32 protein-coding genes are annotated in these 23,257 nt (G+C 25.7%); 18 read left to right on the forward strand and 14 right to left on the reverse strand.

The window, feature by feature from the left end; translation table 4 throughout:
* Positions 1-8: 8 nt before the first annotated feature.
* From AAHJ00_RS07455 to AAHJ00_RS07490, 8 genes are all read right to left on the reverse strand, one after another.
* Positions 9-998, reverse strand: coding sequence for a hypothetical protein (locus AAHJ00_RS07455; RefSeq protein ID WP_342223998.1), 990 nt, complete (start codon positions 996-998; stop codon positions 9-11).
* A gap of 31 nt (positions 999-1,029) precedes the next feature.
* Positions 1,030-1,266, reverse strand: coding sequence for a hypothetical protein (locus AAHJ00_RS07460; protein WP_338966977.1), 237 nt, complete (start codon positions 1,264-1,266; stop codon positions 1,030-1,032).
* Positions 1,267-1,281: 15 nt separating this feature from the next.
* The gene (locus tag AAHJ00_RS07465; RefSeq protein ID WP_342223999.1) at positions 1,282-1,512 is read right to left on the reverse strand and encodes a hypothetical protein; all 231 of its coding nucleotides are present in this window, start codon (positions 1,510-1,512) and stop codon (positions 1,282-1,284) included.
* A 155-nt stretch (positions 1,513-1,667) separates the two neighbouring features.
* On the reverse strand, positions 1,668-1,880 hold the full coding sequence (locus tag AAHJ00_RS07470) for a hypothetical protein (protein ID WP_342224000.1): 213 nt from the start codon (positions 1,878-1,880) through the stop codon (positions 1,668-1,670).
* A 199-nt stretch (positions 1,881-2,079) separates the two neighbouring features.
* Positions 2,080-2,262, reverse strand: a complete 183-nt coding sequence (locus tag AAHJ00_RS07475) for a hypothetical protein (RefSeq protein WP_342224001.1) — start codon at positions 2,260-2,262, stop codon at positions 2,080-2,082.
* 29 nt (positions 2,263-2,291) lie between these two features.
* A complete protein-coding gene (locus AAHJ00_RS07480) occupies positions 2,292-2,516 on the reverse strand; it encodes a hypothetical protein (RefSeq protein WP_342224002.1) in 225 nt (74 codons plus the stop codon).
* Positions 2,517-2,631: 115 nt separating this feature from the next.
* Positions 2,632-2,961 carry a hypothetical protein gene (locus AAHJ00_RS07485; RefSeq protein WP_342224003.1) on the reverse strand — a complete coding sequence of 110 codons (330 nt, stop codon included), beginning with the start codon at positions 2,959-2,961 and terminating at the stop codon, positions 2,632-2,634.
* 248 nt (positions 2,962-3,209) lie between these two features.
* Complete coding sequence (locus tag AAHJ00_RS07490) at positions 3,210-3,587, reverse strand: hypothetical protein (protein ID WP_342224004.1); 378 nt, start codon at positions 3,585-3,587, stop codon at positions 3,210-3,212.
* 661 nt (positions 3,588-4,248) lie between these two features.
* On the opposite strand from AAHJ00_RS07490, the gene AAHJ00_RS07495 reads away from it, so the two are divergent.
* The 6 genes from AAHJ00_RS07495 (at position 4,249) to AAHJ00_RS07520 (ending at position 10,090) form a co-directional block, all read left to right on the forward strand.
* Positions 4,249-5,148: a hypothetical protein gene (locus AAHJ00_RS07495; protein ID WP_342224005.1), complete on the forward strand. Its 900-nt coding sequence runs from the start codon at positions 4,249-4,251 to the stop codon at positions 5,146-5,148.
* A 7-nt stretch (positions 5,149-5,155) separates the two neighbouring features.
* Complete coding sequence (locus AAHJ00_RS07500) at positions 5,156-5,824, forward strand: uracil-DNA glycosylase (protein ID WP_342224006.1); 669 nt, start codon at positions 5,156-5,158, stop codon at positions 5,822-5,824.
* 27 nt (positions 5,825-5,851) lie between these two features.
* Complete coding sequence (locus AAHJ00_RS07505) at positions 5,852-6,787, forward strand: hypothetical protein (RefSeq protein ID WP_342224007.1); 936 nt, start codon at positions 5,852-5,854, stop codon at positions 6,785-6,787.
* Between the two features lie 23 nt (positions 6,788-6,810).
* Positions 6,811-7,770: a hypothetical protein gene (locus tag AAHJ00_RS07510; RefSeq protein ID WP_342224008.1), complete on the forward strand. Its 960-nt coding sequence runs from the start codon at positions 6,811-6,813 to the stop codon at positions 7,768-7,770.
* A gap of 8 nt (positions 7,771-7,778) precedes the next feature.
* Entirely contained in the window at positions 7,779-8,606 is an 828-nt protein-coding gene (locus AAHJ00_RS07515) for a hypothetical protein (protein ID WP_342224009.1), read from the forward strand.
* A gap of 515 nt (positions 8,607-9,121) precedes the next feature.
* A complete protein-coding gene (locus AAHJ00_RS07520; RefSeq protein ID WP_342224010.1) occupies positions 9,122-10,090 on the forward strand; it encodes an ABC transporter substrate-binding protein in 969 nt (322 codons plus the stop codon).
* A gap of 6 nt (positions 10,091-10,096) precedes the next feature.
* Here the strand turns inward: AAHJ00_RS07520 and AAHJ00_RS07525 are convergent, their stop codons facing one another.
* Entirely contained in the window at positions 10,097-10,342 is a 246-nt protein-coding gene (locus tag AAHJ00_RS07525; protein ID WP_342224631.1) for a transposase family protein, read from the reverse strand.
* A gap of 443 nt (positions 10,343-10,785) precedes the next feature.
* Between AAHJ00_RS07525 and AAHJ00_RS07530 the strand changes: the two genes are divergently transcribed.
* The 6 genes from AAHJ00_RS07530 to AAHJ00_RS07555 all read left to right on the forward strand — a co-directional run bounded on the left by AAHJ00_RS07530 (position 10,786) and on the right by AAHJ00_RS07555 (position 16,017).
* Positions 10,786-11,112, forward strand: a complete 327-nt coding sequence (locus AAHJ00_RS07530; RefSeq protein ID WP_338967894.1) for a hypothetical protein — start codon at positions 10,786-10,788, stop codon at positions 11,110-11,112.
* A gap of 2 nt (positions 11,113-11,114) precedes the next feature.
* Positions 11,115-11,336, forward strand: coding sequence for a hypothetical protein (locus tag AAHJ00_RS07535; RefSeq protein WP_342224011.1), 222 nt, complete (start codon positions 11,115-11,117; stop codon positions 11,334-11,336).
* A gap of 567 nt (positions 11,337-11,903) precedes the next feature.
* Complete coding sequence (locus tag AAHJ00_RS07540; protein WP_338967504.1) at positions 11,904-12,149, forward strand: hypothetical protein; 246 nt, start codon at positions 11,904-11,906, stop codon at positions 12,147-12,149.
* 24 nt (positions 12,150-12,173) lie between these two features.
* Complete coding sequence (locus tag AAHJ00_RS07545; RefSeq protein WP_342224012.1) at positions 12,174-12,413, forward strand: hypothetical protein; 240 nt, start codon at positions 12,174-12,176, stop codon at positions 12,411-12,413.
* Positions 12,414-12,492: 79 nt separating this feature from the next.
* Positions 12,493-13,443, forward strand: a complete 951-nt coding sequence (locus tag AAHJ00_RS07550; protein ID WP_342223478.1) for an IS30 family transposase — start codon at positions 12,493-12,495, stop codon at positions 13,441-13,443.
* 24 nt (positions 13,444-13,467) lie between these two features.
* Positions 13,468-16,017 (forward strand): ankyrin repeat domain-containing protein, encoded by a 2,550-nt coding sequence (locus AAHJ00_RS07555; RefSeq protein WP_342224013.1) that lies wholly within the window; start codon positions 13,468-13,470, stop codon positions 16,015-16,017.
* 283 nt (positions 16,018-16,300) lie between these two features.
* Here the strand turns inward: AAHJ00_RS07555 and AAHJ00_RS07560 are convergent, their stop codons facing one another.
* From AAHJ00_RS07560 to AAHJ00_RS07565, 3 genes are all read right to left on the reverse strand, one after another.
* A complete protein-coding gene (locus tag AAHJ00_RS07560) occupies positions 16,301-16,762 on the reverse strand; it encodes a hypothetical protein (protein ID WP_342224014.1) in 462 nt (153 codons plus the stop codon).
* A 340-nt stretch (positions 16,763-17,102) separates the two neighbouring features.
* On the reverse strand, positions 17,103-17,393 hold the full coding sequence (locus AAHJ00_RS08015) for a transposase family protein (RefSeq protein ID WP_425288898.1): 291 nt from the start codon (positions 17,391-17,393) through the stop codon (positions 17,103-17,105).
* 2 nt (positions 17,394-17,395) lie between these two features.
* Positions 17,396-17,788, reverse strand: a complete 393-nt coding sequence (locus tag AAHJ00_RS07565) for a transposase family protein (protein WP_342224015.1) — start codon at positions 17,786-17,788, stop codon at positions 17,396-17,398.
* A gap of 54 nt (positions 17,789-17,842) precedes the next feature.
* Between AAHJ00_RS07565 and AAHJ00_RS07570 the strand changes: the two genes are divergently transcribed.
* Entirely contained in the window at positions 17,843-18,052 is a 210-nt protein-coding gene (locus AAHJ00_RS07570; protein WP_342224016.1) for a hypothetical protein, read from the forward strand.
* Positions 18,053-18,163: 111 nt separating this feature from the next.
* Here the strand turns inward: AAHJ00_RS07570 and AAHJ00_RS07575 are convergent, their stop codons facing one another.
* Positions 18,164-18,319 carry a hypothetical protein gene (locus AAHJ00_RS07575; RefSeq protein ID WP_342224017.1) on the reverse strand — a complete coding sequence of 52 codons (156 nt, stop codon included), beginning with the start codon at positions 18,317-18,319 and terminating at the stop codon, positions 18,164-18,166.
* Positions 18,320-18,549: 230 nt separating this feature from the next.
* Here AAHJ00_RS07575 and cysS point away from each other — a divergent pair, with 230 nt between their 5' ends.
* Positions 18,550-19,866, forward strand: coding sequence for a cysteine--tRNA ligase (cysS, locus tag AAHJ00_RS07580; RefSeq protein ID WP_342224018.1), 1,317 nt, complete (start codon positions 18,550-18,552; stop codon positions 19,864-19,866).
* 42 nt (positions 19,867-19,908) lie between these two features.
* Positions 19,909-20,628, forward strand: a complete 720-nt coding sequence (gene rlmB, locus AAHJ00_RS07585; RefSeq protein WP_342224019.1) for a 23S rRNA (guanosine(2251)-2'-O)-methyltransferase RlmB — start codon at positions 19,909-19,911, stop codon at positions 20,626-20,628.
* Positions 20,629-20,633: 5 nt separating this feature from the next.
* Here the strand turns inward: rlmB and AAHJ00_RS07590 are convergent, their stop codons facing one another.
* Positions 20,634-20,774: a hypothetical protein gene (locus AAHJ00_RS07590; RefSeq protein ID WP_342224020.1), complete on the reverse strand. Its 141-nt coding sequence runs from the start codon at positions 20,772-20,774 to the stop codon at positions 20,634-20,636.
* A 57-nt stretch (positions 20,775-20,831) separates the two neighbouring features.
* On the opposite strand from AAHJ00_RS07590, the gene AAHJ00_RS07595 reads away from it, so the two are divergent.
* The 3 genes from AAHJ00_RS07595 (at position 20,832) to AAHJ00_RS07605 (ending at position 23,218) form a co-directional block, all read left to right on the forward strand.
* Positions 20,832-21,782 carry an IS30 family transposase gene (locus tag AAHJ00_RS07595; protein WP_342224021.1) on the forward strand — a complete coding sequence of 317 codons (951 nt, stop codon included), beginning with the start codon at positions 20,832-20,834 and terminating at the stop codon, positions 21,780-21,782.
* A 385-nt stretch (positions 21,783-22,167) separates the two neighbouring features.
* Positions 22,168-22,341: a transposase family protein gene (locus AAHJ00_RS07600; RefSeq protein ID WP_342224022.1), complete on the forward strand. Its 174-nt coding sequence runs from the start codon at positions 22,168-22,170 to the stop codon at positions 22,339-22,341.
* A gap of 53 nt (positions 22,342-22,394) precedes the next feature.
* Positions 22,395-23,218, forward strand: a protein-coding gene (locus AAHJ00_RS07605) for an IS5 family transposase (RefSeq protein ID WP_342224023.1) whose coding sequence is annotated in 2 segments (ribosomal slippage) — positions 22,395-22,791 and positions 22,791-23,218 — 825 coding nt in all. Because the reading frame shifts where the segments join, the coding sequence is not laid out codon by codon here.
* Positions 23,219-23,257: the final 39 nt, after the last annotated feature.

Raw genomic sequence — 23,257 nt, forward strand, 5'->3', positions numbered from 1 at the left:
AAACTCCTTTACTTGTTTTTCTTCTTCAGATTATTTTTTAACTTAGTAAGTATCTTGCTGAATTTTTCCATTTTTAAATATTCTAATGCTTCAATATCCATTACATTATCATTTCAAAATTTATGTTGATATTTATCATTCAAAGCACGATTACTTAATTCACGCAAGAATGATAAATATTTATTATCGTAAAGATTTAAGATTGACATCGGAATTTTCAATTTAAAGAAATAAATGTCTAATTCTGGAATGCTACGATACTTGATTTTGCGACCTTTTTTATCATTTTTTGCATTAATTAGCGTTAATCGTCATTGCTCATATTCACTTACCGATTTAAAAGTGCCGTAAATAACTTGTAAATAGGGTCGGAAAATACTAACCGGTTTTTTTCTAATACCAACAATTATTGAATTCGCAATATCACGAACTTTAACTCATATATGTTCGGCTCGTTGTCCGCTTGCTAATACGATATGGGTAAATTGTCGAGCCGAAGCGAAATATTCTTGTAAACCTTGGGTTACTCTATCATTTTCTTTATAATCAGTTCCTTCTAAAAATAAGTTAGTTTCATCTCATAACAGTAAATGTTTTTCATCTAAAATTGGATAATTATAATCTAAAAGTGACATGTGTCCTAATGAAAGCATTTGTTTATCTGTAATCGGAAAAGTAGAAATCGTTTTTCAACCACTTAATAAGTAAGAAGCTAAAACCATTAAAGCGGTTTTTCCAGTCCCTAAAGCACCAATTACTAAATTTAAAGGTGAATTTAATAAGAAATTAATAAAACTACGACGAGCAAAAAAATGAGAAATTTTAGTATATAAAATATACAAAGCAATTAATAAATAAATAATATCAAATAACATTCGTCAACTTTGAGGATTATAATAATGCAAAATTGCACCATAAAATCACGCAATAATAAATAAAGTGCGATTTAAAGCGACAAAATCATATAATCTTAAATTTATTTTTTTAAACAATAGCATCACTTAAATCACACTTTCTTTATTTTTATTACTATCTGCCGGGCATTAATTTTTCAAACATTTTGAAAGCAATTAAAAATAAACCAATAATTACACCAAGCAAGAAAACTCAATATGTAGCAAAGAAATTAACGACATTTGGCATATTACCACCAATAATATCAGTTCAAATATTACCGAACGCTGTAATTAATGCTTTTCATAAGTTAGTAACCGCTTGTTCGCCAGTAATTTTTGCTGGTACATCGGCCAAGAAAGTTCCAATCATATAATCACCCCCCTTCTAAACAAAATATGATTTAACCTTATAAAATAAAATAACCATAAATAAGACGATGAATACTAACACCATTCAAAAAGCAATGTTTGCTATTAAAAGTCAAAGTAGTTCTTTGGTTAAATCAATTTCCTTGCCAGAAACTCACGCCGGAATAGTTGTAATTTGGATAAATAAATCTCAAAAATACAATTTTGTCATTTCTCAATCTAAATCTTTTCAAGCAATTAAAAACATAATAATTACCGCTTAAAAGGTCAAAAGAGTAGAAAAATAATGGCCGAGAACAGCATTACAATTATTAAAATTGAAAACAAAAATACAACTTGGGGCGGTAAATCGGCAGTTGGATAAATTAATTCAATTAACTCAATAATTACTCTTTTAAACATTTAACAACCAACTTCCTTAATTAATAACATAGCATCAATACAAACCCACGCATCATGAAAAATATCTATCTCTACATGACCAACACCATAATCACACGCTCATACACGATTAGGTTTAGTATTATTATTACCATTAATATATACAGATAACTGTGATACTCTATCTATCTTTTGTTCTTCTTCAGAAGAAGCAATACCATATCATACTTTCACTTTTCTCTTCCTACCTTTTAATTTATCTTTCTTATTTTTAACATTTTTTTAATTTTTTTAATTTTTCTAACCCTTTTTGTACTCTTAATTCGATTAATTTTATTTATTTTTGTATTATAGTTAAATTTAGTCATATCTATGTACTTTTAAAAATATTCTAAATATTTTTTTTATTTGTTAATTTCTTCTCCATCTTTTTCTAATAAATTTTTCTTAAATTTCGCAATAAATATTCGTTGTGAATAAGTAAAATCTTTTGGCAACTGTTTTGCTTCACTACCATATTTTTTTTATCTTTAAAAAACCGATAAATATTAACCGCAATATAGTATGCTAGTAATAATGTTAAAATCATAAAAAATACTAATCCAAATATACTCATCTTTCTTTTCTCCTTAATTTTCTAATCTTTTAATATGCAATATCAACACAAAGTCAATTATCACCGACTAAATCAGTTCTAACAGATTCAACTGCAGATTTAGAGGCTCAAATTTTTTGTTCTAATCCAGTTTTTTTATTAATAGAATATATAAACTCTCGACAATAATCTTTGCCAGACTCATCCACATTAACTCACATTTTTATTTCTAAAACTCCTCAAAAAAATTGCAATAACTTAGTTAAATAACTCAACTAACATAGATAATTAACGGGCGGAGCATACGCTTTCCGCACCGTTTAAACACCATAAAAACTAACTAAAATATTTTTTTATTTACCCCTATTCTTAAAACACCGTAAAACATTTTTAAAATGAATTTTTAAAATAATCAAAACTTACAACCTTTTTATCATGTTCTTTTTCAGCAACAAAAAAACCTAACAACTCATGACCTAAAATCAAACTAGATTTTTGACCTTTATCATTAATAAAAACTAACCGATATTCACCATCTCTAATTATTCCTATACAAATAGAATTTTCATATTTTCCTTTATAAACAAATCGTTTCGAAAACCAAATACCAGTAGATTCATACAATCACGGAATTGCTGGCGCTTTAATAAGTACTGCATTTTGCGTTTCTTTTAAAAGATATTTTTCAGTATTTAAAAAAATATTTTCAATATTTCTCATATACATACCATCCTTACAATATTTAGTTATATTAAACTAAGTTATATTTAGCTTAGTTATCTAACTAAGTTAAATATTTATTTTTTTAAACATTTATGTTTAACAAAATTTGTTAGTAAACTTCGTTTACTAATTAACTTAGTTTATTATTATCAAGGCACAAAAAAATACAAGGCATAACTAAAAATAATAAATATTAATTTAACCTTATATTTCTTGTAATAAATAAATGAGCTCATATTTATTTATTAATTAACAGCAAGTTTGTAAAAACCAAAATCTTGTCATATGTATATGGTTTCTACATAGTTATGTACCAAGTCTATTGACAATTTCTGATATAGTATAAATATCTGTTTTAAATCCACTACCAGGAGTATTAAAAGATTGTAATGTTCCATTTTTTTATAAAAATTAAATGCAGAAATTCAGTTTTTATAACCAAACAAACGAAATCGTTTAGGATATTCAAGCTCAACATCACTAGGTCAGGAAAAACCACTTTCACTTATATCTAATCAATAATCACCGTGATGAATTAATTTAGTGTTTTTTAAACTAGCAAACTTTAACTCACAGCTATTACCACATTGACTGGGGTTTGTAGCTCGTTTTTCTCGTTTCATAAAGAATTGTTCCATATTTTTGGTTTAGATGGTTGTTTTGTATCAAAGAACGCCCCTAATGGCACCAAACCAATAAACATTAGGGCGTATAACAAAGAGGTAGGGAAATAAGAAAAAGACGATAATTATCGTCTTTTTTGTTCTTTTGTAAAAAAATATGGACTTCGTATAAATATTGGAGATTGGTTTATATTATGTGTGTAAGGTAACCATTTTAGATCAGCAAGAATACTCCTTCCTCTTAACAATAATTTTTAAAAGGAGGTAGGTATTTTAATAGACTTGGTACATAACCTTTAATTTTATCTACTATTTTGATAATATTATTTTCTAGATGAAGCACAAATATTAGATAAATATAAAGATGAAAGTGAATTTTATAGTTTGGTAGGTGCAAAATGTTATAGTTATGTACCAAGTCTATTGAATAAAATAATAAGAAATTATATTAACAAAACTTGATGAAGTTTTGTTAATATTTTTTTATTAGTTATTTTTAAAATTAATATTAAATTTTCTTAAATTATATATTTAATATTTGTTATAATTAACTTTTACACCATTCTTATATTTAAGAATGGTGTATTTTTGCTTTTTTCTAATTTGTGATATAATTCACTATGTATTTATATTAATTTTTTACGGAAAGGACAGCGTTGTTATGTATATTCTATTAGAACAACGAGGCTATGTTGTTTATAATCTATATGATCAAGAAGTAGCAATTTTTATGTTAATGCCAGAAGCAATTGCTTTTATTAAAAGACAATATCACATGCCACAACAAATAACAATATCGCATAGACAACATTATCCTGCTTTACCGGTAATAAATAATTATTATCCAAATCAAAATGCACCGATATTACAAAATCCGTATCATTATCAACCACCAGTGGGCAGACAAAATCCGTATCCATCATCAGCGGTAAATGGTAATATGTATCCAGATAATAGCAATTTTGTTGTTAATGAGCACCGTGCACCTGCACCGCAGTACCCTAATCCTAATCTAGTTATTAGAGAAAAATTTGAACCAACAATTAATATGACTAATAGTATGTTAAATGAGCAGTTATTTAATGAACAAGAATATCGATCACAATTGAATGGTAATGGTTTACAACAACAATCAGAACAAAAAATTGATGAGCGAAAACTTAAAATTGATAAATTTCGTCAACATTTGGATGATGTGGTTAAAAAAAAGCAATTACAGAGTAATGGAACAGAAAAAAAGTTGGAAGTAAAAAGTAAACCAAGTAGTTTTGGGTTTAATAGTGCTAAGCAATCAAAGATTAATTCATCAGGTACTGTTAATTTAGAAAAAGCTGATGTTGGACAAAAATTGAAAAGTGGTTTTAATATTAGTAATATGGATGCTTTACAACAAGGTAATGAAGAAGGTTTTATAGATAATAATAAAAAGATTAAAACTTGAGTGTGGGTTGTATTTATTATTTTGGCAGTGGTAATTGTTGGTTTTGGTATTTTAGGACTTTTAGTAGGAATAAATGTTGGTGGTATTAGTGATAAAATTAAAGAATTATTTAGTGATTAATTAAAAAATGTTCCAGAATATCCATCCTAGTTGGAAAGATTTTCTTATTAATCAAAAAACCACCCAACCTTATTTTATTGAATTAATTAACAAAGTATCATTAGCATATAAAAATAATCACTGTTATCCACAACCAGAAGATATTTTACGATTGTTAAAAATTGTTAGTTTTGATGATATTAAAGTAGTTATTTTAGGACAAGATCCGTATCATCAGCCAAACCAAGCTAATGGTTTGGCTTTTGGTGTTAATCAGGGTGTTAAGTTGCCACCAAGTTTAAAAAATATTTTTGTAGAATTGGAAAATGATTTAGGAATTATTGTTCAAAATGGTGATTTAACTAAATGAGCTAGAAGTGGTGTTTTTCTTTTAAATACTGTTTTAACGGTACAAAAAGATCAACCATTTTCACATGCTAATTTTAATTGGCAAGAATTTACTGATAATCTAATAAAATATATTGACAATTATCATAATAATGTTATTTTTGTTTTATGAGGTAAAAAAGCACAAGCAAAGATTAATTTAATTAATGACCAAAAGCATCTTATTCTTATGGGAGCACATCCCTCACCGTTGGGAGCACATTATGGGTTTTTTAATCAGAAGTATTTTAGTAAGATTAATGAATATTTGATAAAGCATAATAAGAAGCCGATTGATTGGCAGTTATAGTTTTTCTTTAGAAAGGAAACTACATTAATGATTTTCTTTAATAGTAATAAAAATGGTTTGTCGTTATTTGATATTAGAACAGCGTATATTGTTGCGGGAGCATTAGTTTTAGCAGCATTATCTTATATTTTAATGACAGGGCTTTCAATGTTTATAAAAAAAGAACGATATCGTGGTCTTCGTTTGACAACAAAAAATATTGCTTATATTGCCATGTTATCAACGGTATCGGTAGTAACAACTGTGGTTATTGCATTGTATATGCCAGCAGCGGTTTTACCGCCGATTAGAATAGCTATTGAAGGTTTGATGATTAAGATTACGGGTTATATTTTTGGCCCGGTAATTGGTATTTTATGTGCTTTGATTACTGATATTTTAGTAATGATGTTTGTTCCGTCATATATTCATCCTGCGTATATTGTGACGGTTATTGGTTTTGGTTTTATTTCTGGTATTGCTGGTGATTTGCGGCGAATGTTTCATCAAAAGTCATGAATTTTAATTTTAATAACTAATATTTTTATTATTGGTTTTGGAACAGCTGCTTTAGTAATGACTTATTGTGCTCCGCAATTTGCTGATTTTGCTGTTGATGAAGTTCCTTTTACAAAAAATGTTCCGATTAAAAAATGAATTATGATGCTAATTATTAGTATTGGGACAGTTTTAATTTTAGTTGTTATTTGGTCAACTTGAATGTATTTTCGTTTTATAAAAAAGGATACAAAAGGTTTTAATGATTTAGTTCCAATTATTTTGTTAGCAGTTATTAATGAATATATTGTTACGGTGTTAATTGCATCTTGGGGGGATGTCAGTCTGTTAACTAATCGTACTGAGGATTATGGTTTAGCAATGATTCCAAGATTGGTAATGGCTCCGATTAAAATATTTTTTAATACAGTAATTATTTATATTACTTGAAAAACTATTAGACCATTAATTAATGAAGATCGTTAGCATTTATAAGGAGTGTTATTTAGATGAAAAGGTTAAATGTTTGGTTACAAATTACAAAGTATTATTTTCGTAAAAATTTTTATTCAATTTTAAAATATTTAAAATTGAATTTTAATAAAAATTTCAATACTCGTAGTATTGCCTTAGCAGCTGTAATGTTAGCATTAACAATAATTATTGTTAAATTTTTAGGTTTTAGTTTAAAATTGGGTGTTGGTGGTAAAGGAACAATGGTAATTGGTTTTGGTTTTATCCCTAATGTGCTTTTTAGTTTTTTACATGGACCATTTTTTGGTTTTATTTTTGGTTTTATTTCCGATACAACATTGTTTATCTTAAAACCTACATTTTATAGTCCAATTATGGCAATTCAAGAACCAATTGTTGGGGTTCTTGCAGGAATTGCGGGAATTGTTTATAGTAAACTTCGTAATTGTCAATTTAATTTTAAGAAGTATTTATTATTTTTTACTGTGATGCAATTTATTTTGGTTGCTTTATTAATTTTAAGTTTTTATTTAATATTTTTCTCTGATTTTGTTTACTCTTTTTCATTGAAAAATAATAAAGTTTTTAGTGTTAAATGAGATTTACTTTATATGGTAATTTCTGGAATTTTTATTTCTACTTTATTTATGGCTGTGGAATTAGTTTTAATTTTAATTTTGTGAATAACTTGAAATAATCAAAAACAAAATAGTGTTACTGAGAAATTTAATAATGCATTAATTTTTATTATTATTATTATTTTACAATTATTTTTAACATTAATTAATTCATGAATTTTATCGCCATTACATTTTTTAGTATTTTATGATATTCATTATTTAGTTTCTTTATTACCACGATTAGTTAAAGAATTATTATTAATGCCGTTACGAATCGCAATATATTTTATAATTTTTAAAACAATTTTAAAAATTTATTATGATAAATATTTTTTGCAAAAAGAACTTAATTCTCATCAAGAAAATGTAGAGTAGGGATTATAATGAAAAGTTTTTTTAAACGATTTTTTAGTAAAAGTAAAATATTGTTTTTTACTAGTGTTGCTAATGTCTTAGTTTTGCTAAAAGATTGAAAATTTGTTTATAAGTTAATGACATTTTTAATTTTATTTAGTTTCTTTTTAGCTGGTGTCGTTTATGGGGTATTTATTGAATATTGATATATTAACCCTAAAACTTCACAGCTTGATATGCCACGGGTATATAATTTTAATGTTTTAGTTAGTTTTTGGTCGGTGCAAACTAATATATTAGCTTGTTTATATTTCTTTTATGCGTTACTTTATCATCATAAAACGGTAACTAATAAGTTTACTAATTTGACAACACAAACTAGTATTACAATATATATTACAGTAACAATGGTTTTATTTTGGTTATTAGTATTTTATGGTGTGGGAACAGGGTTATCGTATGAATTTGTTTCCAATGCTGATCGGGTTATTGGCATTACAATGCATGCCATAACGCCGTTATTAACATTAATTTACTTATTATTATCGTTAGGGAAAACTCAGATTTTATATAAAAAATATTTTACTCGCCAAATGTTTTGAATGTTAGGATATCCGATTGGTTATTTAATATTTATTAATTTAAGGGCTAAGTTATTATATGGTGATGGTATTAGGATTTTTTTATTTCCTTATGAGTTTGTTGATTTTTATCATCCGATATTTCCTTTACCAGTAGTTTGAAATAATATTTTGTTAGTAGGATTAGGAATATCAATGTTAGTAGGTATAAATGTTATTTTGATTGTTATTAATAATGTAATTTATAAGAAGACAAAACATATAAGTAAAAAGTAAGTTGATTAAACAAATCATTGGATAATAATTTTGGTTATCTTTTTAAAGATATTGCGATATAACCTTATCTGCCCCCTTATTCTTGACATAGATAGGAAAATCTAGTAATATTATTGTTAATATAAAAAGAACGACATCATTGGTTATTCATTTTATAAAGTGTGCTTTCTAAACAAATAATTGGCACACTTTTTTATAAAAAGTTTGAGGTTATAAGAAAAAAAATGAAAAGAAACCTACTTAAAATAATTTTATCTAAAATAACAATAATAAATTCTGTACTATTTTTAGTGGCTTGTAATTCAATTTCGCTTAATTTTGTTATGCTCAAGCGGATGCCATTAAATCATTAAATTATTTAAAATATGATAAACATAGTTATAATTCACAATATTTATTTGCTTTTATTGAGGGGTTATTTCATAATGCTCCAGCTGATCAAAAATCAAGTCTAATGAAGTATTAGAAATGACAAAAGTAAATGGCAATCAGGGTGTTGTGTTGTTATTAAGGAAATGGATATTAATAATGAAAATTTGGATTTAGATAAAGTGTTAACAAATCCTAGTCAATTAAATCAGCAATTAAATGATATTGCTAATGAAAGTACAAGAGTAATTTCTAGTACAACTGAATTTTGGTATGGCGTTGCTAAAGATATTTTTGTTGTTAATTATGATGATAAAGTAAATAATAATGAATCACGAAAATTTAAAGAATTTATTATCAAACTGAGATATGCACCATTTGCTAATAAAGATTTACCTTATCGCGAAAATGGTCAAGAGTTTTTTCAAGAGCGACCAGCATTGTGACATGATGGCAAAAATGTTTTGGCCTCTGATTTTGTTAATAGTGTTCGTTATGTTTTGGATGCTAGTAATGGTTCTGCTAATGTTGATGATTTAACTGATACTAGTAAAGTGGGAATTAATAATGCTAAAGCATATTTAGACAAAAAAGTTAGTGAAGATAATTTAGGAATTAAAGCAATTGGTAATGACTTATTATATATTAATTTTGTAACTGGTTTTAATCCGACAGCAGTTTCAAAGTTAACCGCGGATTTTATTAAAAAATTGTTTTCTCCGGCTTTACTTCCCTCAAGAAAAGATGTTATTGCAAAATATGGTAATCTTTGAGGGACTTCTAAAGATACAGTTTTAGGTAATGGTGCTTTTAAAATTTATCGTACTGATTTTGATAATGATACGGTTTTTCTGAAAAATGAAGATTATTGAGATCGTGAAAGAATTTCTGCTAATGCTTGAAAGTATAAAGTAGTTCAAGATACCGTAACATTATCAATTTTATTTGAATCGGGTGTTGTTGGAAAATCAGATATTCCCAAAGAATTATTGCCACGATTTTTAAATAATCCCGTCTTACGCCGGTTTTTATTTCAAGGAATGTCAACAAGAGATTCAAAATATTTAGCTTTTAATAATACAAGTAATAAATTTGATAATAGACTTGGTACATAACTATAACTAGCTTAATTCAAAATTATATATTCCTGAAATTAAGTTAAATCGTAATCCAAATCTTCTAATCTTATTGCGATAACGATAAACTAGTATTTTAAATCTTTTTAATCTAGCAAAAACATGTTCAATGACAATTCTAACTTTATTTAAAAAGCTATTATATTCCTTTTTATCTGGATTTAAAGGGACGCATAAAGTTTTGTTAGGTAGGTAAATGTTTGAATAAGTATTAAGGCGGTCAGCAATGATTGTCTTTTTATTTTATAAGGTGTTAAAATTTGTTCTTTGAAAATTAAATACAAGTGAATTAATAATGTTGGTATGTATTAAAGCACGATAAATTGTGGGTGGTCGCCATAACCAAAAGAAGTTTACCAGTTAATAAATAACACCCTATTAGCTATAGCAATTTGTTTCGTTTTGCAATAAAAAAATGAATGGGTGGATTTCCTAAAAATATACACGCTATTAAATTAGTTCCAAGGGTAGGATGCGGATGTTAAAGTGTAAAAATTTCTATATAGGGGTATGCTAAGTTTAAAATTATTAAAATCTTTATCTAATTAAAAAACAAAATTCAGTAACAAAGCTTGTTAAACACTTAAATCTGCGATATATAAGTGTTTAAAAAACTAAGTTAACTAAAACTTAGTTAATATAACTTAGTTTATCTATAAGAAAGGTAATTTATTATGAAAAACATTGAAAACATTTTCTTAAATACTAAAAAATATCTCTTAAAAGAAACACAAAACGCAATGCTTATTAAAGCACCAAAAATACCGTGATTTAATGAACAAATCGGTATTTGGTTTCCAAAGCGATTTGTTTATAAAGGAAAATATGAAAATTCCATCTGCATCGGAATAATAAAAGATAGTAAATATCAAGTAATCTCAATTAATCAAAAAGAAAAAGAAACCAAATTAATTAAGGGCCAAGAATTATTAGGCTTCTTCATTGCCGAAAAAGAAAACAACAAAAAAGATATAAATTATAACTATTTTAAAGGAGTTTAAAAATGAATATTGCGATTGGAATAATATTTATTATCATTTGCATAATGCTATTGGCGTATTTTAGTTATAAAATTTATGCCAAAATAAAAATTAGAATTAAATATAAAAATGCCATTAAAAATAATACTGGTAATTTCACAAAATACGAGAAAGTATTTATTGCTCGCTTTGAAGAATGAGTTAAAGCCCCTAATTCAAAAGAAAATAATAAGGATAAAAAATAATGTTTTGAGAAATTATTATGGAGTTCTTAAAACTGTTTATTCCGATAGAAAAAATGCCTGCACAAGTTGCGTTTATTGCCGGATTAATTATTATCATTACTTTTCTTTTTGCGTTAATTTCAATTATGTATTTACCAATAAAAATGATTTTTGGGAGATAAAAAATGACAGTAAATTTAAAAGAATTTAATTGAGAACAAATTAAACAAACTTTCTGAGATTTATTTATTCAAATTACAACTATTCCGGCTCACATTACTGGGGGGTAAAGAAATTAAATTAACCGAAGCACCACTTTGACTTTTAATAGCAAACATTGCTTTTTGATTCTTAACAGCGATTATGGTGTGATTTATTCTAATGTTACTTTGAAAAACCATATCAGTATTTAGATAGAAATAAAAGTAATGTCAAGAAGTTACATTGTGATGCATTCCCAAAGAAATTCAAAATTAATTAGAAAAAAATACAATCGTGTTAAGGTTAATCGTGGTTTTAACAAATTTAAGAAAAACTTTGAATATAAATATAAATGATGAATGTTTTAAAAAGAAAGGGGGTGATTATATGATTGGAACTTTCTTGGCCGATGCACCAGCAACAGTAGAAAAAATAACAGCTAGTGACGCGATGACTAAATTGTGAAACGCAATTATAACAGCGTTTACTAAAATGTGAGAAATTATTGCTGTTAATATGCCACAAGTCGGTAACTTCTTTGCTGACTACTGAATATTCATTTTTCCATTTATTTTGGCAATATTCTTTATTTGCTTTAAAATGTTTGAAAAATTACTTGGAGCGGTACGCTAACAAAAAAATAAAGTGAGGTGCAAGATGAAATTTTGCAAATGAATAATAGAAAAAAATAACCATTTTATTGAATTGAATCGCACCTCATTTTTAATTTTATGACATTGCGGAGCAATTTGATATATTTACAACGGTTATTTTAAAAACATTGTGAGCTATTTATTTTTAGCAGGTTGTATTTTAATTTTTCTTTTTAAAATCGGTAATTTAACACAAATTAACAAAGTTATTAATTTGCTGAATTATACTTGTAAGTGCAAGTAAATAAAATTGCAAAAAATCTCATATAAAAATTTCATGATGCTAAGTTTATTTTAGAAAAAACAAAGCAAGGAGTTTTTATATGGGTTACAAACATCTTGGCATATATGAAAGAATTTATATTGAGAATCAATTGAAGTTTAAAGTAAAAATTAGTGAAATAGCTAAAAATCTTAATCGAAGTATTAGTACTATTATTCGAGAAGTCAATAGAAATAAAGATAGTAATCATTATTTTTCATTAATTGCACAAAATAAAGCAGAAAACAGAAAACAATCACATGTTTATTTTCATAAGTTTAAAAATAGAGAATTAGTAAAATATGTACAACAAAAATTACTATTAGGTTGATCGCCTGAACAAATTTATGGCAGAATTAAAAATTTTCATAAAGAATGAATTATTAGTTTTAAAACAATTTACAATTGAATTTATTCTGGATTACTTGAAAAAGTTACTAATAAAAATTTAAGAAGAAAAGGTAAGAAACGAAAATCTCAAGAAAATCGCGGTAAATTTAATGGTAAATCAATTAAAGAACGAAATATTAATGTTAATAATCGTATAACTGTTGGTCATTGAGAAGGTGATACTGTAGTATCATCACGAGGTAAAAGTAAATCATGTTTAATAACTTTAGTTGAAAGAACATCAAGATTTACTTTAGCAATGTTAGTTGAAAATAGAACTACTAAAGTTGTTAACGAAAACATTAGCCATTATTTATCAATTCTTCCAAATAATCTTGTTAAGACTATAACATTTGATAGGGGTAAAGAATTTTCTAATTGACAACAACTTGAAAAAAATTTAAATGTGAAAATTTATTTTGCTAATGCGTATTCGCCTTGACAAAGAGGTACTAATGAAAATACTAATGGTTTAATTAGAGAAAAATTTCCTAAAAAATTTAATTTTTCAAATACTACTAAAAATGCAGTTCATAAATTTATATTGTCTTTAAACCAAAGACCAAGAAAAATACTAAATTATCTTTCACCAATCGAATATTTGGTTAGAAAAATAATTTAGTTGCACTTAACTTTACAATTTGGCATGGTAAACAATAATGATCTAACATTTTTACAAGTTGCAATAGCTAACCATAAAATTGACATAGTAAAATGATTACTAGCAAACGGTGCTAATGTTGATGAAAAAGGCAAATATGATTCATCCGCTTTATACACTGCAACATTTTATGGTGATATTGATATAGTAAAATTATTACTTTCTCATGGTGCTGATGTAAATGCAAGAAATAACAATGGTTTAACACCTTTACATGTTGCAATAGATAGAGAATATTTAAACATTGTTTCAATATTACTTGATCATGGTGCTGATGTAAATGCAAAAGATTATAAGTATGATTTAACACCGTTAGATGTTGCAAAACTAACAGACCACACAGAAGTGATAAATCTTTTAGAGAAATTTGTTGAACTAAATAAAAAAATAATTATTTGTAATAATTTATTACAAAATACACAATATGAAGAACAAAAAACAAAAATTAATAACAGTTTAAAAGAAACTCAAAAAGAATTAAAAACATTATTAAAAATTGAATTGTCAAATGTTACGCAGCAAACTGATTTAAGAGAAATATCAGATAATAATGTTAAAATTATGCTAACAAAGAAATTAATATCCATATTTACTAATACAGAAGATAAAGATAAAGGAGGGGAAACGCGTTCTAAAGGAAGTATAGTAATCCCAAATCAATCCACTAGCAATATTCCAAACATTGGTGGGCAACCACCACAAGATAGCACAAGCGACAAACAAAATCAAAATAATCTGTATGATGTGCCGGCGGATAATAGTTGTTTGTTTTGGTCGGTATCAACATCCTACTTATTGTCAGTGAGAAATAATTATGAAGAGTTTAGAAACCGATTTATCCAATTATTTGGTGAAGAAAATTTAAAATATTTATGAAATATACGAAAACTATTAAAAAATTATGATTTAATAAATAATAGAAGTTTAAACCAATTATGATATCAAGATCAAATAGCAAATAATTTAATAATAAATGTCTTTCGTAACCGTGTCGTTGATTATATACAATCACATTTAGATACAATTCCAAATCATGATAACGAACTAACATTTAGAAGTCTTATTCAAGATAATAATGATGTTGATACTAACTATTTAGAAAGAATGAGACAACCATCAACATGAGGTGGTGTGCCAGAAATAATAGCAATGAGTAATCTTTTAAATGCTAATATTAGTGTCGGTACTGGTAGCCCGCATCAACCCGTGCATCAAAATGCAAATAATAATAACATCGCGATATCTTATGTTGAGCTTGAAAAAGGTTCGGGTATTCACAATCATTATAATTTTGCTTTAACACCAGAAGAAGATCAAACCAATCAGCCTATTGTTATTAATGACAATCAGGGAAATGTCCCGGTCGTTGATATAACCAAGAGACCAGATAATTTACTACCAATCACACCAAAACCAGAGGCGAACGCAATTCAATTAGCAGTTGATGATCATGGTCAACGCCACGCCACTTTGGCTAACAATAGTGAAGATGATGCTAATCAAGGTAATAATATTGCCAAGGCACCAGAACCAACAGCAACCCCATTACAAAAAGATGAATATCATTTTGTAGATAAAAAAGCAGAAGATGATAGTTTAAAAAATGATGAAAATTTAGAAATTAACTTAATTAAAAACAATAAAGACGAAATAAAACAAAATGCCCCAGTAGTAAATCAACCCATCAATACAAATATGGAAAATTTACAAACAACAACCGCTAAGGCAATAAATCAATATAACGCTCTTTCAAAAGAAGAAAAATTAAAAAGATTAAATGAAATTAATCGTTATTATCAAACATTACCGGAAAACGATAAAAAAGCTTTTAAAGAAAAATTAACAAATACTGGATTAGCAGCTTTAAGTGGGGGTGCATTAACAGCTTATGGAACAAAAATGACTGTTAGTGGTACCGGTACCGCTGCTACTAGTGTCACAAATGCAGAAGCAATGGAAATGACTCCGCTCTTATCAACAAGCACAACAGAAAGCTTAGCCGCCGCTGCAGAAACAATTACTGTTGCCGAAACAGCAGCAGTTGAAGGTGGGGTTATAGCCGGAGAAACTGGTACCGCTGCCGCTCTGGCTCCGGAAACTCTAGGTCTATCCCTAGTAATTGGAGGATTAGCAATTGCAGGAACATGAATGTATTTTGCTTTTCATCATCATGCAACATCTGATATTGTGTTGCCAACTTCAATTCATCATAATGTTTATGATAACATTGAAAAATGATATAAATTTCTAGCTCATGATAAATTAAAAATTAAAATTAACAAAAACACATGAAATGAAATCAAACAAAATAAAAATTCACAAGCAAACATTATAAAAATTATTAAAAATAAATTTGTTATAAATGACCATTCTGGCTGAGGTGGAAGTGTTACAAACGAAGATTTCAACACTTTTGTAAAAGTAATAGTGCTTCATTTCGAACAAATAAATGGTTATTTTGAAATATTAGATAATGAAAATGATGGTTTTGTCATTATAACCAACACTGAAGGCGATTGACTAGGAATAGAATAAAAATTTAACATTTTTAATTAAAAGAGAAAAATATTTCTTATATGTGTTATGTAAAAATAACCTGATTTTTAATTTTAATATATTTGTTAATTATCTAATTTAAATTAAGATTAAAAATATTTTTATTAAAGCAGTATTTAAATTTAAATACTGCTTTTCTATTTTGACAAAATAAAAAAAGAAAAAATTGTTTGGTTGTTTAAGGGCACGGGTATTTGTCACCATAGAATATCACCTTAGAAAGGTAGTATTTTAACAGTTTTTAAATTTAGTTATTAAAGGTTTAACCTTTAATTTTTGTTATTAGTTGGGTCCAAGTAGGATTTTTTAATATTGTTACTTTTAGATTAACGATTTCCTTTTTTTGAATATTACCGTTTTCAATTTCTTCATACTTGATATTAAAGTTGAGTTTTGTAAGTTCATCAAGGATATTTTCATTTTTTGCATGGTAATTATCTATTATGCTATGTATTGTCTTTTCCTTAATTGGAGATATTGTATCAATTTTTATTCAGTTTGGCATATTTATTGGTCATTGTTGTGTATGTATATATAAATCTCATTTTATATCAGTAGTAGGTTTTTTTCATCTATTTTTTACTAAGTAAACAAATCCTTTTTTTAAGTTTAATTCGTATGATTCATTCTCAATTTGTAATATTGGTTCATTTGCTTTTTTAGAACAACCAACTATTGGTAATGTTATTACTCCTAAAACAGCGGTTATATTTAAAAATTTCATAAAATTAACTCCTTTATTTTGTTTTTTCAATAGACTTCTTGCATTACTTATTAAAATAATTACAAATTATTTGTAATTATTTTAATAAGTAATGCAAGAAGTCTAATCTATTACATTTAAGAATGGCAAATTTAAACAAATTAAATGTATTACATTACATTAATGAAAATATTAATTCAGAAATATAAATTAAATATATAGTTAGTGAAAATTTAATAAAATTAATAATTTTTATTGTGCAAAAATTCAATAATATGATAAAATGAAAACGAATAAAAATGACAATAACAAGAAAGGTAGGGTTAGTTTAGTAATTAAATAATATAATTAGCTGATTGTTTTACTTCTTTAAAGCAATACCTAAGAAAACTAAACGCGACCGATTTAAAGGATTATTTTTACTCTTTTTAATTGGCAATAATGTATTTTTATGAACATTTTGCAAACCTTGATATCCTGAATCAGCAATTAATTCTAATTTTGGATTTATAAGTGTATTTGATTTTAAAAATAACTTATAATCATGAATACTGCCATAACAAAAATCTACTGAAATAATTTTATTGTTAAATAAATCAATAATTATTTGCGATTTTAATGAATGTTGCCTTTTCTTACCAGAAAATAATAATTTTAGTTTTTTTTAATTCTTTCAATTGGAATTTCTGTAGCATCAATTGCTAATAAATTATTATTAGTACCCTTATTTTCCAATAATATCCTTTTGCCAGGTATATGAAAGTGACTATTTTTTATTAGAGTATTTTCAACTCAAAAGATATTACGAATACAACTAACATGACTAATATTATATTTTTTTGCAATAATACGATATGTACTATATTCTTTTCAGTATTCTAAAGTCATAAGTAATCTTTGCTCTATTGATAATTTATTTGGTCTACCACCAATTTGTTTTTGTTTAGCTTCAGCTTCTTTTAAAATTTCTACCATTTTCATGAAAGTTTTATATTTTATGCCTATTAGACTATAAAATTCATTTTCGTCTTTGTATTTATCTAACATTTGTACTTCATCTAGAAAATAATATTATCAAAATAGTAGATAAAATTAAAGGTTATGTACCAAGTCTATAGTCATTCGCAAAAAGAAAAATCACTTGTTGTTGGTGAACAAAGAAAACAGCATGCTGAAATTAAAAATAATGAATGACATATTTTAAATAGTAATGGTGATATTATTGCTTATGTTGGATGATGATTTTATTCTCGTAATAATGATAATAGACTATATTTTAAGGTTTTAGAACAGTCATGAATTAATAAATAAGTTAACACAAAAAAGTGAGGTTATTCAACCTCACTTTTTAAATGGTACTAAAGATAATACTAATACTAAACGCAAACGCTAAATTTAATATCGCAATAAAGGAAGTTAGACTTAATAGTTTTTTACTTGTTGTAAATATTTTTCATATTTGTCTTCATTATTGTGATAACAATTAAGATAATCTTTAGCAATTTCTTGATCAGTTAATACTAAATTTAGCGTTTGCGTTTTGTGATGTAAACAGGATTTACTTACTTTGAATATCAAATAGAGAATTATTTTTATTGTTAAAAGGGCAATAGCAATTATAAAATATATGTTGCTTATTTTTTGAAAATTAGTTTTTTGTCAGTATAGTCATAAAAATCTCATAATTTGTGCTGTCAAAGCAATAAAAGTTATTGTTATTATACTTCAAACATGTTTTTTCATATTCTAATCTTACCATAATATTTTAAGTGTGTTATAATATTTTTTAGATTATATAGGTGAATTTAATGCAAATATGAGATAGTAAACAGCAAAAAAAAATTAAAATTAATGACTTGACAGTTACAATGTATGTTTGTGGACCGACAGTTTATGGTGATGTTCATCTTGGGAATATGCGGCCAATTGTTATTTTTGATATTTTGCAACGATTATTTATGTTTACTAAACAGAAAACTTTTTATGTGCAAAATATTACTGATATTGATAATAAGATTATTCATCAAGCTCATTTAGAAAAAATAACTGAAAAGGAATTAACTGAAAAGTATACTAAAAGTTATTTTGAGGTTTTAAAACAATTAAATGTTTATGAACCAAATTTATTTGTCAAAGTAAGTGATAATATTGCTGATATTATTAAATTTATTGAACGGTTAGTTAAAATTAAAGCTGCTTATGTTAAAAATGGTAATGTTTATTTAGCAATAGAAAGATATTTTCAAACTTATGGACAATTATCAAAGAAAAATTTAGAAGATTTGCAAATGGGAATTAGAGTTGCGATTGATAGTAATAAAAATTATATTAATGATTTTGTTTTATGGAAAAAAACTGATCAGGGACAAAAATGAACTTCGCCTTGAAGTGAAGGCAGACCGGGATGACATACTGAATGTGCGTTATTTATTAATAAATATTTTAAACAACCGATTAATATTCATGGTGGTGGTATTGATTTAATATTTCCTCATCATGAAAATGAAAGAATTCAATTGTTAGCATTAAATAACCAAGAACCTGTTAAAATATGACTTCATAATGGTCATCTATTTTATGATGATGTCAAAATGTCAAAATCTCTTAAAAATACTATTGTTGTTAAAGAATTTTTGCAACATTATGATGCTAATGTTTTACGATATTTATTAACGCTAACCCATTATTCTAAACCATTAAATATTACTAAAAATTTTATTATTCAAGGAAAAGAAAAAGTTGCAAAAATTCATCAAATATTAAAAGAAAGTTTAGTAATCTCTTTTTTTAATGGCGAGGTTAATACTAATGAAAAAAATGAACAACTTGTGATGCAAGTGGTAAATTATTTACAAGATGACCTTAACTTTGCTAATGCTTGAGTAATAATTGAACAAATTGTTAAGGAAATTAATAATATTTTAAAAGGAAAATCAGGAGTAATTTTACCATTGTTTAATAGCCTGCAACAATGTTTATTTCTTTTAGGTTTACAATTTTTATTAGTTTCGTTTGATGATGATGTGAAACGATTATTATTATCTTGACAAAATGCGCGTAAACAAAAAAATTATAATTTAGCAGATAAAATTAGACAACAATTACAAGCGAAGAATATTTTATAAAATATATTCAGAAACAATTTTCTTTATTAAGGAGTAACAAAAATGGCAAATTATATTTATGGTAAAAATCCTTTAAAACAATTGTTAGTTGATGACCGGCAACGAATTGAAAAAGTTTTTATTTTACCACAAGAAAGAGTTATTATTGAACAATTAAAGCAGGCGAATATTTCTTATGTTATTAGTAATAAAGAACAATTATTACTATTAGTTAAACATTCAAAGCATCAAGGAATTGTCTGTTTAATTAAGGAATATCCGTATACTTCTTTAGAAGTAGTTTTACAAAAAGTAAAAACTAAGAAATATCCTTTAATTTTAATTTTAGATCAAATTGAAGATCCAAGAAATTTTGGAGCAATTTTGCGAAGTTGTGATGCTGTTAATGTTGATGCGGTTATTATTTTGAAGCAAAGACAAGTAGAATTAAATGCTACGGTTGCAAAAACTTCTGTTGGCGCGATTAACTATGTACCAGTTGTTAAAGTAACTAATCTTAGTAATACTTTAACTATATTAAAAGAAAGTGGTTTTTGGATTGTTGCTAGTGCTTTAAATACCGAAATTAATTATTATAATGTTGACTATAAAAAACCGATTGCTTTAATTGTTGGTAATGAAGGTAAAGGTGTTAGTCAGAAACTTTTAAATAATTCTGATTATATTGTTAAAGTACCAATGCAAGGTCATATTAATTCTTTAAATGTTGCTGTTGCTAGTGCTTTGCTATTATATCAAGTTCGGAATAATCAAAATAATTAAGGAGTTTAAATGGAAGATAATGAATTAATATATCAATACCAAATTGCCTTTCAACAACCAGCGTTTATATTTTTATGAAAAAAATATTTTAATTTAGCTGAATTATACTTGTAAGTGCAAGTAAATAAAATTGCAAAAAATCTCATATAAAAATTTCATGATGCTAAGTTTATTTTAGAAAAAACAAAGCAAGGAGTTTTTATATGGGTTACAAACATCTTGGCATATATGAAAGAATTTATATTGAGAATCAATTGAAGTTTAAAGTAAAAATTAGTGAAATAGCTAAAAATCTTAATCGAAGTATTAGTACTATTATTCGAGAAGTCAATAGAAATAAAGATAGTAATCATTATTTTTCATTAATTGCACAAAATAAAGCAGAAAACAGAAAACAATCACATGTTTATTTTCATAAGTTTAAAAATAGAGAATTAGTAAAATATGTACAACAAAAATTACTATTAGGTTGATCGCCTGAACAAATTTATGGCAGAATTAAAAATTTTCATAAAGAATGAATTATTAGTTTTAAAACAATTTACAATTGAATTTATTCTGGATTACTTGAAAAAGTTACTAATAAAAATTTAAGAAGAAAAGGTAAGAAACGAAAATCTCAAGAAAATCGCGGTAAATTTAATGGTAAATCAATTAAAAAACGAAATATTAATGTTAATAATCGTATAACTGTTGGTCATTGAGAAGGTGATACTACAGTATCATCAGGAGGTAAAAGTAAATCATGTTTAATAACTTTAGTTGAAAGAACATCAAGATTTACTTTAGCAATGTTAGTTGAAAATAGAACTACTAAAGTTGTTAACGAAAACATTAGCCATTATTTATCAATTCTTCCAAATAATCTTGTTAAGACTATAACATTTGATAGGGGTAAAGAATTTTCTAATTGACAACAACTTGAAAAAAATTTAAATGTGAAAATTTATTTTGCTAATGCGTATTCGCCTTGACAAAGAGGTACTAATGAAAATACTAATGGTTTAATTAGAGAAAAATTTCCTAAAAAATTTAATTTTTCAAATACTACTAAAAATGCAGTTCATAAATTTATATTGTCTTTAAACCAAAGACCAAGAAAAATACTAAATTATCTTTCACCAATCGAATATTTGGTTAGAAAAATAATTTAGTTGCACTTAACTTTACAATTTGGCTTTAATTGAAAAAATTACTTTTATAACTTTTCGAAAATTTTCATCAATTCCTCTAGAGTTAAGTGATTTTAGTTCTTTACAATATTTTTCATTTTATAACAGTATGAAAACTTATCGTGAAACAGCAAATAAAAGTTTTTCTAATTATATGCAACAAAGATTAAAATGAGATTTATTACAATAGACTTGGTACATAACCTTTAATTTTATCTACTATTTTGATAATATTATTTCCTAGGTGAAGTACAAATGTTAGATAAATACAAAGACGAAAATGAATTTTATAGTTTGGTAGGTGCAAAATGTTATAGTTATGTGCCAAGTCTAGTCTAATAGGCATAAAATATAAAACTTCCATGAAATGGTAGAAATTTTAAAAGAAGCTGAAGCTAAACAAAAACAAATTGGTGGTAGACCAAATAAATTATGAATAGAGCAAAGATTACTTATGACTTTAGAATACTGAAAAGAATATAGTACATATCGTATTATTGCAAAAAAATATAATAGACTTCTTGCATTACTTATTTATTAAACAAAATTCCTATAAAATATATTTAAAATAGAAATTATAAGGAATTTAAGATTATGAAATTTGATAAATTTAATTTTATTAATGATAAAGAATTATTACGATTAACTGGAATAAAGCAAAGTACTTTTAATAAAATGTTAAATATTTTAAAAGAAGCTGAGTTAAAAAAGTTTAAAAGAGGTGGTAAAAATAATAAATTATCATTAGAAAATAGATTATTGATGACTTTATCATATTGACGAGAATATCGTACTTATTTTCATCTTGGTAAAAGTTTTGATATTAGTGAAGCTAGTTGTTATCGAAATATCAAGTGAATTGAAGATATTTTAATCAAACATCCTGATTTTCAACAACTTGCTGGTAAAAAAGCATTAATAAATGATTATTTTAATGATAAAACAATTATTATTGATGCTACAGAAACATCCATTCAACGCCCAAAAAAAGACAAAAACAATCTTATTCAGGAAAAAAGAAAAAACACACTATTAAAACACAAGTAATTATTGAAAAAGAAAGCAAAATAATTATTGCAACAAATTTTTCTCTCGGTAAAAAGCATGATTTTTGTTTATTTAAAGAATCAAAAATCCCAATTTTAAAAAATACTAAATTAATAGTTGATAATGGTTATCAAGGAATACAAAAAATTCATAGTAATGTTCTAATACCTAAGAAAAAAACAAAGAAAAACCCTTTAAATAAAGAACAAAAACATAATAATAAATTAATTTCAAAAATGAGAATTATTATTGAAAATATTTTTGCTATTCTTAAAAAATTTAAAATTATTACTGAAAAATATCGTAATCGTAGAAAACGATTTAGTTTAAGATTTAATTTAATTGCTTCAATTTATAATTTGCAATTATAGATAACATAAAATATTTATTTAAAGCCAAATTGTAAAGTT

It is taken from the genome of Spiroplasma endosymbiont of Asaphidion curtum (assembly GCF_964031085.1).
Lineage (GTDB): Bacteria > Bacillota_I > Bacilli_A > Mycoplasmatales > Nriv7 > Nriv7.